Here is a 12,606-nt window from a genome sequence, read left to right as displayed (position 1 = left end):
CGTCCGCCGGGGGCCGGGCCCTCAGGCCTTCAGGCCTTCAGGCCTTCAACGCGTCGTACGACACGTCGGTCAGCCGCTCCGAAGCCTCCCAAAGCCTCGCGCCGGCACGGTCGTTGAGCGTCCACGGAGCCCGCCACGACGGGGCAGGCGCCCCGCGCCACATCATGAACGACGGTCCAGTGAACGAGTCGGGACGCACATCGGGCGCCGTCGCCGCGTACAGGACGGGCAGGGCGCCGGCCTCCGCCGACTGGGCGAGGACGCGGTTGCCGAGCTCCACCAGTCGGCCGACCAGCCGGCGCCCCTCCATGCGGGGGCCGCCGGTCTGCAGGTTGGTCGAGGCGTAACCGGGATGCGCGGCCGCGGCCACCACGTCCGCGCCGTGTGCCGCCAGCCGCCGCGCAAGCTCGTGGGTGAAGAGCAGGTTGGCCGTCTTGGAGCGGGCGTAGGCGATCCAACGCCGGTAGCGGCGCTCGCTGTTGAGATCGTCGATGTCGATGTTGGCCATCGCGTGCATCTCGCTGGAGACGGTCACGACGCGGGCGCCGGACGTGGCGAGGAGGGTGGGCAGCAGCAGGCCGGTCAGGGCGAAGTGCCCGAGGTGGTTGACCCCGAACTGCGTCTCGAAGCCGTCCGCCGTCGTCCCGTACGGCAGCGCCATCACCCCGGCGTTGTTGACGAGCAGGTCGAGGTGGTCGTACGGGAAACGGTCCGCGAAGTCCCTTACCGAGCGCAGGTCCCCGAGGTCGAGCCGCGCGCACTCGGCGACGGCGTCCGGGACCTCGGCGACGATCCGGTCGACCGCCGCGTTCCCCCGCACCTCACTGCGGCACGCGAGCACCACCCGAGCCCCCTTGCGCGCGAGCTCCAACGCGGTGACGAACCCGATCCCGCTGTTGGCACCGGTGACCACGGCGATACGCCCGGTCCGGTCGGGAACGTCGTCGGCGGTCCAGCCACGCATGACCGAACTCCTCTCGGGGGTGAGCGAGCGCTGCCTGTCCACACCCAGCCTAGGAGAACCGATCGCCACCGGCCCGAAGGAGCGGCACCAACCCTTCAAGTCGCTCGTCGGTGCCGCTGTGACCTCATAGCGCCCTGGCAGTAGAAGTAGCTCTGGCCCGCGTACCACGTGCCGGCGTGCGACTCGTTGTGCCGGTCGGGGGTCCAGTGGCTCCACTGGTCGACCACCGTGTTCAGGTGGACCAGTGAGGCAGCCTGACGCGCTGCCGCCGGGGCCGCCGATTCCGGCTGGGAGGCCGGCGCTTGGGAGGCTCGCGTGAGCATGGGCCCATCTCCGCCTGTGACCCCACGTGACAGTCCCCGCAGACCACCCCGAAGGGGCGGCACCTCCGCACAAGGTGTTCGGCTGACTCCCCCACCTGGGAAGTCAGCCGATCCCCTTGCCCTCAGGGCACTGTCAGGGCACATCCCTCAGTACGGCCTCCATCATGCCGGCCGTCCGATCCGCCTCCGCCTCCCACAGGTGCGTGTAGACGTTGAGCGTGATCGATGGCTTCGCGTGACCGAGGCGCATCTGAACCTGCTTCGGCGTCGCCCCGTTTCTGATCAGCACGGAGGCGTAGAAGTGGCGCAGGTCGTGAAGCGTGGCCCCTTCAGGGACGCGTACCTTGCTGCCCGACTTCGCCATGTAAGCGTTCGCCCGCTTGACGTTGCGAGCCCAGACCTTTGCCCAGCTCCCCCGCCGGATGGCCCCACCCGTTTCGCTGGTGTAGAGCAGCCGAGCGGGGCGCCACACGGGCCTACGCGGGTTCGTTCGGTCCTCGATGTGCACGATCTTGGGTGGGAACTCCTTCCGATGAAGTTCGAGCGCGTCCACGACTGACTGCCCCTGAGGCACCGTTCTGTAGCTCTGCCTGGTCTTCGGCTCACCCAGGTACGGCACTCCCTTGTCGGGGCCGATCAGCTGCTGATTGACCCTGACGGTTTCGGCTGGCTCCTCGTCCTCCAGGCCGAACAGCTCACCCTGGCGAAGCCCGGTCGATGCGGCATGCCGCACCAGGGCCCGGTACCGCGGGGAGGCAGTGGCAATCAGCGCCCTCACCGCCTCCGGGTCGAGCGGGTGAATCTCCGGATAGAACACCTCGGGCGGCTTCAGCCCCTCCCACGGGTACTTCGGGATGATGCCCTCCTGATGGGCCATCTTCAGGATGCTGGTGCAGACGTTCCAAGGTGTCGCGAATGTCGACGGTGCGATGACCGAGGACCGATCTTTGATCCACTTCTGGCCGTCTGCCCGCCGGATACTGCCGATCTCCCTGTTACCGAATGTCGGGTAGATGTGCAGCCGTAGAGCCCGCTCCACGTTCGTCTCGGTCCGCTCCCGATGGACGGCCGTCTCTCGCCAGCGCTCAGCAACGTCCCTGAACTTCTGCTTGCCAAGCTCCCGGGTCACGAACGTGCCGCCGTCGAGTTCAGCCTTGACCTTGGCGGCCCGGGAGTCCGCTGCTGTCCTCTTGTCGAAGTTCTCCTTGCACTGCTTGCCGGACAGATCCCGGTAGCGCACCTGCCAGCGCTTGCCGACTCCATGCTCTGCGCTCGGGTACACAGTCGTCGTTTTGGTGCTGTGCGCTTCGCACGGCTCGGCGTCGGCTGGTGGGCGTGAGCGGTGCCAGCGGTCATAAACGTCAGCCATCGGCTCCCCTCCCCTTGTCGCCGTCCCGGGTCATGCTGCGCATCGAGCTCCAATCTCTTCGGCGTCGTACTTGTCGAGTGCGGCGGCGTCATACAGAACATGTCGACCGCGCCGGATGAAGCACTGGGGGCCGGTCCCCGCATAGCGCCAGTAGCGGACCGTTGCGGGCGACGTGCGGTAGCGCTCGGCGACTTCAGCAGTCGTCAGGTACCTCTTCATGACGTCCTTCCTGGGAAGTCCGGTGTCGCGGGAGGGAAAGGCTCGCGTCTGTCCGAGGTGTGGATTTCTGCGTCACCTGCGTCACCTGCGTCATTCACGGCTCTGACCTGCGGTTTCGGGGTGACGCAGGGCCCTGGGGGTGTGTCACGGGTGACACAGACCTGGTCATCGGGTGACGCAGGTGACGCGGGGTGACGCAGTAATTGGCTGTCTGCGTCACCTGTCTTTCGGCAGGTCACCGGCCGTTTTCGGGGTCCGGGTGACGCAGGTGACGCAGCGTCTTCCTACTTCGGACAAAGAAGGGGGTGGTTTCTGTTGTGGTGCGCGGCTCAGAGCGTGAAGAAGGGGCCGCTTCGCGGCGCGACCATCGCAGGGCGGCGCCGCCGCCAAACAGCAAGAGGAGCACGCGGGGCCGGGTGCTCCTCTTGCTTTTGAGGGCGAGAAAGCGCCGCGCGGTCAGAAGGCCGCTTCCTGCTCGGGCGAGGGCGGTGCGGCGGACGGCCGCGCGATTTCGATGTAGCGGGATGTGTTGGTGCGTCCCCAGTCGATGAGGACGCCCCGAGCGGCAAGGGTGGGCTGGAGGCGCTTAAGGCGGTCCGAGAGCACCTTGCCGGTGGTCGGCCACCCTTTGGGCAAGGGACGGAAGTCCTCGCCCGTGTAGAGGGCGGTGAGGCTGTGCAGCCATTCGGCGGACGTCATCCGCTGCTCGGTGCCCGGGTCCATGCCGGCGGCGTGCTTGAGCACGGTCTGTGCCAACAGGTCGCCCTCGATGACGTCGTCGTTGAGGTCATCCAGGCTGGCCCGGTAGGCGGCGAGAGCTCCCAGACCGGTGGCCGCGTCGAGTTGCGCGCACAGGTGCGCGAAGTCGGCCATGCGCAGGTCGGTGGGGATGTCCGCCTGCGCTGCCCGCACCTGCACGGTGAGGTCGAGGAGAGAGCCGAGGATGACGGGCAGCACCTCGGCGAAGTCGGACCACAGTTCCGCCTCGGTGCGCCGCACCCGGGGACGTTCCAGGCGGAGCGGCAGGAGCCGTTCGGCGAGGTCGGGGCGGATGACGCCGACGTCGATGCCGGTCAGGAGCAGGGGGCGGCGGTAGCCGATGCGGAAGACGTCCCCGTCGGTGAACAGGGCGCGTTTGACGTCCTCGGCACCGGTGACGATGCGGCACATTGCGTCGGAGAGGTCCGGGGTCATGTGGGAGAGGTTGTCCAGGGCGGTGACCCATCCGGCGGCCACCGCCGTGGTCAGGTTCTCCTCATCCTTCGGGGCGCGGCGCAGGTCCCCGCTCATGCCCTCGATGATCCGCACGAGCATGCGCCCGCCGGTGGACTTGCCGGCGCCCTGCGGGCCGGTGAGGAACGGGGCCGGGACGGGCACGTTCGGGCCCAGGCAGCCGATGAGCCAGGCAATAGCCAGGCACTCGGTCTCAGCGGTGGCGAAGTTGCACAGCCGCATCAGCAGGTCGATGCCCTTGCCGTTGGTGTCTTTGACGGGCAGGGGCAGTTCCCCGGTGAGCTGGGTCCGCCGCCAGCAGACTTCCCGCGGGTCCGGGGTGCGGATGTCCCAGCCGGTGGGGTGGATGCGGACGGACTTTCCGTCGTCGCGGCCCAGGTCCAGCCAGGTGGCCCCGTCGTATCCGGGGGCGACGCGGATGTGCACGGGCTGTACGTCTTCGGTGAGCGCGAGGGCTTCGATCAAATCCAACGCCTCCTTCATGGCGGTGCCGTTGAACACCCCGATGCCGTCCCTGAACAGTCCGACCATGAGTTCCTGCCGGTGGCTGCCTGTGGTGCCCTGGGAACGGATCGGACGGGCCACGGGGTGGCCATTGCGCTGCGCGTACACGGTGCCGTCGGCGGTGCGGAAGTAGCGGAAGTGGGATTGCGCGTAGTCGGTGATGACTTCGCGGGCGGGGTTCTTGTCGTCGTCGGCCACGATCACAGTCCCAACGTGGTGCGGGCGTTGGTCCACGCGTCCATGCAGTGCCGGGTGGTCTCGCCCTTGCTCTGCGCGGCCGTGAACAGCCGGGCGACGTGGGCGTCGGTGAGGCAGCCGCACCGGCCGTGCGTAGACAGCACCGCGAGGAACGTGCGGTAGACGGTGGCGTGCACCGCGCTGCGGGCCTGCGTGATCTGCTGCTCAGCCATGGCGATACCGCGTTCCAGGTACGTGGGCGTGCGGTGTCGGCACTCGCCCTCACACCCCCTCAGCGGCGCTGCGGGCGCCTGTGGCGCCCTGGGAACGGGCGGAGACTGCTTTACAGACAGCGTCCGCACCACGGCCGGGAGAGGGGCCGTGGCGGCCGTGCCGTGTCCGAGCCAACGGGCGTAAGCCATAAGTGATTTGATGTCGATGCCGGGTCGTACGGCATTGGCGGAGGGCATGACGCCCCGGTAGATCCAGTGCTCACCCCGGGTGGTGGGCACGATCCGGGTGGCCGGCAGGCTCGCATGGGCCCACGCAATGGCGTCCGGATCGTCAAGGTCAACGACCGTCAGTCCAGCGCCACCGGGGTGATACGCCACCGTCGCCGCCTCGCGCCATGCCCGCTCCCACGGCCGGGAGGTGAGGACGTAGGGGTCGGTGGTGGCGGCGGCCCAGCCGTGGCAGGGCGCCGGGCAGGCGCAGGGGCCGGGGACTTTCATGTTCGGTCGGCCACCGCAGGCGTTGCTGGCGCAGGCCGGGCAGTTGCCGAACGGTACCTTCCCCGCCCGCAGGGGCAGGGGCGGAATGCCGCTCGCGGCCAGGTTCAGGGCGATGTCCAGTGCGTTCATGCTGCACTCCGGTCGGTCAGCAACAACTGGTGCTGGCTGGGGATGGCACGGATGACGCGCTCGCGCCAGCCCAGGGCGTAGTCGATGCAGTTGGCGCAGTTCTTGTGCGTGTGGCCGGACAGCGCAGGTCGGCGCCGGGCGTGGGCGCTCCAGGCCGCGGAGTCCGCAGACGCCAGCAGATGCCCGACCCGTTCCAGACCCAGGATCTTGAAGCCGAAGCCATGCAGGTTGAAGCCGTGCGCGGCCATGGCTGTGACGATCGCGGCGCCCTGGCGGGTGGACTGCAACCGGCACACCGACCCCAGCCCGACCACGGGTTCGACCCGCAGGTCAACACCGGCCCTCTCGTAGAGCTCCACGCACCGCTCGTAGGCCGGCACGGTGTTGCCTTGGATGACGGGGGCGATGCGCAGGTCCGGGGCGAGGGAGCGCAGTTCGAGGAAGTTGGCGACGGTACGGCGCTGGTGTTCTTCCACGCTGAGATGGGTGCCGACGAAGTACAGGCCACCGAACCAGCCGCCCTCAATGATCGCGTCCTCGCACATCCAGTCCTGCGGCGCAGCCCAGTCATAGGGGCCGACGTGTTCCCAGATGCGGCGCAGGTCAGCGACGTACTGGCGGGGGGTGCGCGTCCAGGTTCCCTTGTCCTTGAGTTCCGAGAAGCCACCGGAGTCGACCGCGTACGGGCCAAGCGCGGGGTAGAGCTCGGCGGCCGCGGCGAAGTGCTCGGACTTCAAGAACAGCGGCACCTCGGTGAGCTTGACCCAGTGCCGTTTGTGGGTGGTCAGGTAGAAACGCATCGCTCCCGGAGCTCCCAGGCGCGAAGCGGCGGAAGGCTGCGGTAAGGCTCGTCGGGTATCGGTGGGTTGGGTCATGCTGGAGGTCTCCAGTTCCGAGACGGGTTCTGGCTGGACAAGGGCGGCCCCGGATCTTTGGCGAGATGAGGGGGCCGCCCTTGGCGTTGCTACTGGTGGGTGGTGCTCTTGGCCCACACGCCGGTGGTGCGCGTGTGGACGGTGCGTTGGTCGTGGTGGACGGGCCCGGTGTAGTGGTGGTGGACGTCCGGGGCGGGCTGGGCCCGCTTGACCAGCCGGGCGAGCGCGAGCACGAGCGCGGTGGGGGCGCCGAAGACGAGGCCACACACGAGCGGGTCGGCGAACTGTGACACGTACATCAGCACCGCGGCCGTGCCGCCGACCATGGTGGTCGCGGTGGCTCCGGCGAGCATGAGCACGCTCGCGTCGGTGGCGCCCTGACTCATGGGCGGCCGTCCGGGCTGGGTGACGGGCGGGGTGTTGCCGTAGGCGGGCACTGGGGTGTCGTCGCGGTAGGCGGTCGGGGTCTCGGCGGTGGGCCGGTAGGCGTCGGCGATGATCCGCCGGGCCTCGGCGGCGACCTCGGCGTCGCTCATCGCGAGGTCCGGCAGGCTCGCGGTGGGGGTCTGGTCGGGGTACATGCGGAATCCCTTCCGAAGCGTGTTCGGGGAGGCGGAGGCACCCCCTTCGGGGTGCGCTGTGGAGGGGGTTTCGGGGGCTGAGCTGGGGTGCCTCCCCGCCTCCCCGAAGCAGTGTTTTCGCTGATCAAGGTGGGGGAGGCGGTCCGGGGAGGGGGTTGGGGAGTTCTCCCCGCCTCCCCGGTGCGGACGGGTGTTCCTCCCCGCTATTCGGCGGCGGAAACGGACCCGTTCTCGTCGCGGTTGACGAGGGCCCGCAGGACGTGATCGCGGTGGATGACCATGACCCCGTGGGACTTCTTCGGCTCCTCGCCGTGCTCCTCAAGCAGCCGCTTGAGCCGGTCGTTGGTCCACTGGTCGCCGTAGGCCTTGGCGTCCAGCGCGTGCAGCCGCTTGAGGACCTCGTTGGTCCGCAGACGCGGGGCGTCGCCGAGGACGGCGGCGACGTCGGCGAGCGCGTCGCGCTCCTCGCCCTGGTCGACTACGCGGAGGGTGGCGACGCCGTCGCGCAGGGCCTTGGCGCGGTCGGCGATCTCGGCGGCCGGTTCGTCGTCGATGAAGTGGGTCCGCACTGTGATGGACGCCTGTCCGGCGGGGATGGTGATGCCGTCGGAGGCGACCACGAGGGTGCCCTTGTCCAGGCCCTGGCGCAGCAGGTGCGGGGCGGCGCCGCCGTCGACGGCCTTGTCGCCCAACGCCATCCGGGCCTGCGACTCGGTGCCCAGCACGAGCGAGGCGCGGGTGTGCGCGCCCTCACGGACCAGCTTGGGAAGGTTCTGGTCGGTGGGGTCCTGCGTGCCCTGCCACATCAGCACGTCGACCGCGCGACCCTGGTTGTGAATCTTGCGGACCGCCATGAAGTACCGAGAGGTGGCCTTGGACCCGCCGTACGGCCGCTTGTCGTCGCCGATGACCGGGCACATGAACGCCAACTGCGCCTCGTCCACCACCACGATCAGCGGTTCGAACACGATGCTCGGGTCGCGGCGGCGGTCCTCGATCCGCCGGTTCATCTCCTCCACCGCGTCCTCGACCATCTCGGTGGCCTGGATGACGTGGTCGTCGGAGGGGCCCTCGATGAGGACCTGGGCGATGCCGTCGAACATGGCCCAGTCGCCGATGCCCTTAAGGTCGGCGATCCAGAACTGCACCGACCTGTCGAGGGCGAGCCACAGCGCGAGGGCGCGCAGGGCGGCGGTCTTGCCCTGGTTGGACAGGCCCGTGACGAGGAGGTGCCGCTGGTACAGGCTGATCGTGGCGGCGTCGCCGCGCAGGTCCTGTCCCCACGGGGCCTTGCCGGTCTTGTAGTTGGCGGTCATGGTCTCGTCCGTGACCAGCGGCGAGGGGCCGATCGGCTCGTCCAACGCGCCCGAGTCGGCGATCCACAGCCGCACCGTGCGGGCCGCTTCGGGGATGGTGATGAACACCTCGTGTTCGTGCCGGGTCAGGTTCTCGGCGAGCTTGCGCCGCTTGTTCTGCACCTCGTTCGTGGCCACCCCGGAGGGCAGGGTGACGTCGACCTCGACACCGCATCCGGCGATCCGGATCGGCCCGAGCATGGACGCGCCGGCATCGCCCATCTCCTTGATGGCGTTCTTCAGCGGGGCGATGCCGAGGTCGCGCAGGGCCTTGACCACGATGGACGGGGTGATCGGCTCACCCTCGGAGGAGCGGACGTTGGCGGGCAGGGCCCAGGCGGGGGCGGCGTGTTGTTTGCAGCCGACCGACCACAGCGCGAGCAGCGCCAGGAGGGGACCGATGGTGAGGGCCGGGCCCCACACGATCTGCACGATCCGAATCAGCAGGGCGATGAAGTCGATGGTGGCCGACAGGGGGGTGATGACGTCGCCGACGTGGCCGGTGTTGATGGCCATCACGACGCCCAGGGCGACCAGGACACTCACGCCCATCCCGACACCCACCCCGACGCCCTTGGCGGCCTCCACGGGCGAATGCAGCAGGTCCATGCGGCGGTGGTGACGGGCGGCCCGGAAGCGCTGCAACCGCTCCTCCCATACCTCTGCCGCCTCCAGGTTCCCCGAGGCTTCCGCCGCGCGGATCATGCGTTCGTACCGGGCCCCGGTACGTCCGTCCCAGGTGCGGCGGGCCACGATCCGCCCGCCGTTGAACGTGTAGAGGGAGTGCCGGGCCGCCGCGCGGATGGTGGCCTTGGTCGTCTCGTGCGTGACGGCCGTCTTCACCGCGCGCCCGGAGCGAACCCACAGCGGCACCGGCCGGGCGGGCGGCGCGTCGGGGACGACGGTGAGCACGGTGGGGGCGGCGTCGGGGGTCGGGGGGTCGGTGGGCTTGTGGAGGTGGACGACGTTCTCGGACATGCTGGAACTGCTCCTGACTGCCCCTTCGGGGGCGGGAGGTGAGGGAGTGAGCCGGGGTGGCCGGGTCCGTGGAAAGAGCGGCCACCCCGGCGTGATGGCTGGTCAGAACCAACCGGATGACTTCCTTGCGGCCTTGGCGCGGGCGGCCTCGGTGATGAGCCGCTGACGCTCGCCGTGCAGCGCGGTCAACTCGGCGTTCAGCCGCATCTCAGCGGCGTTGCCGGTGGTGTCCATGCGCTCCTCGGCACGGCCCGCGCTGTGGCCCCGGGTGACCTGGTAGGCGCCGCTGGCGAGGGCGCGGGCCATGGCGCGGCGCTCGCTGCCGTTCAGCGGCCACCACTCACCCCGCCGGACGGCTTCCAGCTTCTTCCTGGTCTTTTCGATCTCGCGGTCCAGGCGGCGGATGTCAGCGTTGCTCATCAGGTGTTCCCTTCGGAGCGGTCCGGGTCGGGGTAGGCGCACGGCGTGCAGGTGCCGAGCGCGGCGGGGATGACGTATCCGGCATCACGCCGGCAGGCGGGGCAGATGCGGCGGGCAGCGTTGGCCTTGGCCAGGGCCGCCCGCCGGGCGGGCGTCATGGGCCGGACCGGGCGGGCCAGGTCGACGCGATACAGGTAGGCGACCAGCGGGCCCCGGCGGCGCGGCCGTTCAAGCTGCGCGGCCACGCCCTGGCCACCGGGGCGCAGACCCGCCAACCGGAGTTGTCGGCGGGTGGCGTAGCCGTCGGGGGCCAGCCGCCACCGGTAGACCGGCAGCGCTCCCGTCAGGCGACGCGCTTCCACGCCGCCCTAAGGCGCACCTCGGAGGCGGAGTGACCGGCCGCGCGGAAGCGGACGGCCATCTCCCGGTAGGACAGGGCCGGGGTCTGGCTGCGGCGGATGGAGTCGACCAGCGCGTCAAGTTCCGCGTCCGCGAGCGCGGGCCCCGCGTCCAGCGCGGGAACCTGCTCGGTCGGCCCCCAGACGGGGAGCTCCCAACGGGGTGCGACATCGGGTGTGACGCGGGCCGTCACGCTGGTCAGTGCCCTGCCGGTGCCCTCCCCAGCACGGGCCTTTTCCAGCGTCGACCAGGCCCCGGCGAGGGTGTCGGCGGTGCGGGCCTGCACACGTGCGACGCGGGCCCCGGCGGCCGTCACAGCCGTCAGCCGCGTCTCCTCCGTGGCCGCTTCCGCCCGCAGCCGGGCCCGCGCCACGGCCGCCTCGTCGCGCGCCTCTTGCTGGATACCCCGGATGGCTCCGAGGGCGGAGGGGGTGAGCGCGGTGCGCTCCCACATGCCATGCACCAGCCACAGCGCCTTGGCGGCGACCGGCAGCCAGGCCACGGCCAGCCACGCACCGGTCGAAGCTTCGGCGGTCAGGGCGTGCGCGATGAGGACGCCGGAGGCGAGGAGGCCGAAGGACCATCCGACGGCGGTTACCGCACTGCTGTGGTCGCCCTGCGCGGCCAGGCGGCGTTCATAGGCGAGGGTGGCCAGCCATCCGCCGTCGATGCCCAGTCCGACGACCAGGGCGACCGGCCACGGCATCGCCGTGCCCAGCCACATCACGACCACGGCCAGGGTCAGCACCATCGACACCGCCGTCATGGCGACGGCGGGCAGCACGGTTCGGGTCGTCTTCACGCCGCACCCCCGGTAGCGCCGGAGGTGCGGTTGACCAGGTCCCGCCGCGCGGCGAGCACACGGTTACGGGCCCGGCGGATGCGGCGGGCGTCCACCTCGGTCGGCGTGCGGTCCAGGGTGATGATCTGCGCGTCCAACAGGTCGACCTCCGCCAGGATCAGCGGAGACTCCAGCTCGATGGCGTCCAGTTCCGCGTTCGTCGGCTCCATGAAGTCGGCGAACGCGGTAACAGCGTCCTGAACAGTGACGATGTCGTTCATTGGGTCGTGGTTCCTCTCGCAAGGTGAACGGCCCGAACAGCGGCCCCGGAGTTGCACCTCCGGGGCCGCGCGCCGTTGAAGGGGAAACACCGCGCGTCAGGTGCGCGGCGGTGGGTCAGGAGCGGGGGTAGCTGTGACCGGCGGGCGGGTAGTCGTGCTGCCCCTGGCCGAACAGGGCGCTGGTGACGACCCTGGTGAAGTCGCTCTGTCGTGAGGCTCCGGAGTCGGCCTCGCTGCGGGCGACGTTGTCGACGGAGTCCATCAGCCGGTGCCCACGGTCGACGTCGGCCTGAACCTCGCGCTTGCTGTGGAACATCGAATCTCCCTGGGTGGTGGGCGGGCGAGGCGGGCGACCGTCAGCGCCGCACGACGGGCTTGTCCAAGTCGCGGTGGCGGATGGTGACGCTGTGCCCGGCAGCCGTCAGCCGTTCCGCCAAGGCGCGTGCGAAGGTCGGGGCGCGGTGGCGCCCGCCGGCACACCCGTCGGCCACGGTCACCACTCCCGCGCTGGGCCCGGAGGCGAACGCGTTCATGGCCGTGGCGGTGGCCTCCACCAGGGCGGTGATGCCCGGGGTGTTCAGTACGGCGGTGCGGACCAGCTCGTCGTCGGCGGTCATGTAGCGCAGTTCCGGCGAGACGTGCGGGTCACGGAAGTGCTGACGCAGGTCGATGATCAGATGCGCCGCCGGGGGCGCGTCGTGCAGGTAGCCGAACGAGACGATCTCAACAGCAGCAGACATGAGGACTCCTACAGGAGATGGAGGGTGTTCCGGCTCCCCTCAGCGCTGCTCGTACGAGACGAGCAGCGGAGGCAACCGGCCGCAGCAATCGAGGCTGCGAAGCCAGGAAGAAGTGCAGGGGCTTTACCAGTGCCTCGTTGCCAAGAAGCACCAATCCCGAGCCCACGAATCGGGCGCGTCATCATCACTGCTCTGACGCCAGCAGGGCGGCGCGTACCAGGTGGCAGTCGAGGGGCTGACCTCCCGAAAGGAAGGGATGATCCCCACGGCTGTTTCTCCAGAGCTGGCACGTAGGACGGGACAGGTTCGCCCGCCTCGAAGTGGCCGCCGACGGCCGTCACCCGGGCCGCTGCGGGGGCGGGGCTGAGCCCCGTCAATCCGAATCTCTATTGAATTCTCAACCAACTGGTGCTGTCTTCGTACTCACCCTTGGGGGGCTTTCCTCCGAGCACATAGGCACTTCCGGACCGGTACGCCCCCTTGAGCTGCGGGTACACCAAGGTCCGGTGCTCGGCGGCCGTTTCCGCCCGCCGGGCACATCCCTAAG

14 protein-coding genes are annotated in these 12,606 nt (G+C 69.8%); all 14 read right to left on the bottom strand.

Translation table 11 applies throughout. From position 1 onward, the window contains the following. Positions 1-37: 37 nt before the first annotated feature. Positions 38-964 carry an oxidoreductase gene (locus ACQF4J_RS30305; protein WP_351584117.1) on the bottom strand — a complete coding sequence of 309 codons (927 nt, stop codon included), beginning with the start codon at positions 962-964 and terminating at the stop codon, positions 38-40. Positions 965-1,420: 456 nt separating this feature from the next. Next, entirely contained in the window at positions 1,421-2,656 is a 1,236-nt protein-coding gene (locus tag ACQF4J_RS30300) for a tyrosine-type recombinase/integrase (RefSeq protein ID WP_427167231.1), read from the bottom strand. A gap of 30 nt (positions 2,657-2,686) precedes the next feature. Continuing rightward, on the bottom strand, positions 2,687-2,875 hold the full coding sequence (locus ACQF4J_RS30295) for a helix-turn-helix domain-containing protein (RefSeq protein ID WP_427167230.1): 189 nt from the start codon (positions 2,873-2,875) through the stop codon (positions 2,687-2,689). A gap of 456 nt (positions 2,876-3,331) precedes the next feature. Beyond that, a complete protein-coding gene (locus ACQF4J_RS30290; RefSeq protein WP_427168643.1) occupies positions 3,332-4,810 on the bottom strand; it encodes an ATP-binding protein in 1,479 nt (492 codons plus the stop codon). Positions 4,811-4,812: 2 nt separating this feature from the next. Next, positions 4,813-5,649, bottom strand: coding sequence for a bifunctional DNA primase/polymerase (locus ACQF4J_RS30285; protein ID WP_427167229.1), 837 nt, complete (start codon positions 5,647-5,649; stop codon positions 4,813-4,815). Continuing rightward, positions 5,646-6,449, bottom strand: a complete 804-nt coding sequence (locus ACQF4J_RS30280; RefSeq protein WP_427167228.1) for a DUF7221 family queuine tRNA-ribosyltransferase-like protein — start codon at positions 6,447-6,449, stop codon at positions 5,646-5,648. Before ACQF4J_RS30280 ends, ACQF4J_RS30285 begins: the two co-directional genes overlap by 4 nt. Before the next feature lie 164 nt (positions 6,450-6,613). Next, the gene (locus ACQF4J_RS30275; RefSeq protein ID WP_427167227.1) at positions 6,614-7,105 is read right to left on the bottom strand and encodes a hypothetical protein; all 492 of its coding nucleotides are present in this window, start codon (positions 7,103-7,105) and stop codon (positions 6,614-6,616) included. Positions 7,106-7,308: 203 nt separating this feature from the next. Next, the gene (locus tag ACQF4J_RS30270) at positions 7,309-9,438 is read right to left on the bottom strand and encodes an FtsK/SpoIIIE domain-containing protein (RefSeq protein WP_427167225.1); all 2,130 of its coding nucleotides are present in this window, start codon (positions 9,436-9,438) and stop codon (positions 7,309-7,311) included. Between the two features lie 102 nt (positions 9,439-9,540). Then, complete coding sequence (locus tag ACQF4J_RS30265) at positions 9,541-9,858, bottom strand: hypothetical protein (protein WP_427167224.1); 318 nt, start codon at positions 9,856-9,858, stop codon at positions 9,541-9,543. Further along, positions 9,858-10,220 carry an RRQRL motif-containing zinc-binding protein gene (locus ACQF4J_RS30260; protein ID WP_427167223.1) on the bottom strand — a complete coding sequence of 121 codons (363 nt, stop codon included), beginning with the start codon at positions 10,218-10,220 and terminating at the stop codon, positions 9,858-9,860. Before ACQF4J_RS30260 ends, ACQF4J_RS30265 begins: the two co-directional genes overlap by 1 nt. Further along, the gene (locus ACQF4J_RS30255; protein WP_427168642.1) at positions 10,202-11,023 is read right to left on the bottom strand and encodes a protein spdB; all 822 of its coding nucleotides are present in this window, start codon (positions 11,021-11,023) and stop codon (positions 10,202-10,204) included. Before ACQF4J_RS30255 ends, ACQF4J_RS30260 begins: the two co-directional genes overlap by 19 nt. A 32-nt stretch (positions 11,024-11,055) precedes the next feature. Continuing rightward, on the bottom strand, positions 11,056-11,319 hold the full coding sequence (locus ACQF4J_RS30250) for a DUF6284 family protein (RefSeq protein WP_427167222.1): 264 nt from the start codon (positions 11,317-11,319) through the stop codon (positions 11,056-11,058). A 115-nt stretch (positions 11,320-11,434) separates the two neighbouring features. Next, positions 11,435-11,635, bottom strand: a complete 201-nt coding sequence (locus ACQF4J_RS30245) for a hypothetical protein (protein WP_427167221.1) — start codon at positions 11,633-11,635, stop codon at positions 11,435-11,437. 40 nt (positions 11,636-11,675) lie between these two features. Next, positions 11,676-12,059, bottom strand: coding sequence for a RapZ C-terminal domain-containing protein (locus tag ACQF4J_RS30240; protein ID WP_427167220.1), 384 nt, complete (start codon positions 12,057-12,059; stop codon positions 11,676-11,678). Between the last annotated feature and the right edge of the window lie 547 nt (positions 12,060-12,606).

The organism is Streptomyces sp. C1-1, assembly GCF_050214755.1.
Taxonomy (GTDB): Bacteria; Actinomycetota; Actinomycetes; order Streptomycetales; family Streptomycetaceae; genus Streptomyces.
Note: the sequence above shows the minus strand (reverse complement) of the source record. Positions and strands in the feature narration are given on the sequence as shown.

What these genes read in the sequence shown, in the direction of transcription:
- ACQF4J_RS30280 (WP_427167228.1), bottom strand. Translation starts at nt 6,449, where the DNA reads ATGCGTTTCTACCTGACCACCCACAAACGGCACTGGGTCAAGCTCACC.
- ACQF4J_RS30285 (WP_427167229.1), bottom strand. Translation starts at nt 5,649, where the DNA reads ATGAACGCACTGGACATCGCCCTGAACCTGGCCGCGAGCGGCATTCCG.
- ACQF4J_RS30250 (WP_427167222.1), bottom strand. Translation starts at nt 11,319, where the DNA reads ATGAACGACATCGTCACTGTTCAGGACGCTGTTACCGCGTTCGCCGAC.
- ACQF4J_RS30255 (WP_427168642.1), bottom strand. Translation starts at nt 11,023, where the DNA reads ATGACGGCGGTGTCGATGGTGCTGACCCTGGCCGTGGTCGTGATGTGG.
- ACQF4J_RS30295 (WP_427167230.1), bottom strand. Translation starts at nt 2,875, where the DNA reads ATGAAGAGGTACCTGACGACTGCTGAAGTCGCCGAGCGCTACCGCACG.
- ACQF4J_RS30270 (WP_427167225.1), bottom strand. Translation starts at nt 9,438, where the DNA reads ATGTCCGAGAACGTCGTCCACCTCCACAAGCCCACCGACCCCCCGACC.
- ACQF4J_RS30245 (WP_427167221.1), bottom strand. Translation starts at nt 11,635, where the DNA reads ATGTTCCACAGCAAGCGCGAGGTTCAGGCCGACGTCGACCGTGGGCAC.
- ACQF4J_RS30300 (WP_427167231.1), bottom strand. Translation starts at nt 2,656, where the DNA reads ATGGCTGACGTTTATGACCGCTGGCACCGCTCACGCCCACCAGCCGAC.
- ACQF4J_RS30265 (WP_427167224.1), bottom strand. Translation starts at nt 9,858, where the DNA reads ATGAGCAACGCTGACATCCGCCGCCTGGACCGCGAGATCGAAAAGACC.
- ACQF4J_RS30305 (WP_351584117.1), bottom strand. Translation starts at nt 964, where the DNA reads ATGCGTGGCTGGACCGCCGACGACGTTCCCGACCGGACCGGGCGTATC.
- ACQF4J_RS30275 (WP_427167227.1), bottom strand. Translation starts at nt 7,105, where the DNA reads ATGTACCCCGACCAGACCCCCACCGCGAGCCTGCCGGACCTCGCGATG.
- ACQF4J_RS30240 (WP_427167220.1), bottom strand. Translation starts at nt 12,059, where the DNA reads ATGTCTGCTGCTGTTGAGATCGTCTCGTTCGGCTACCTGCACGACGCG.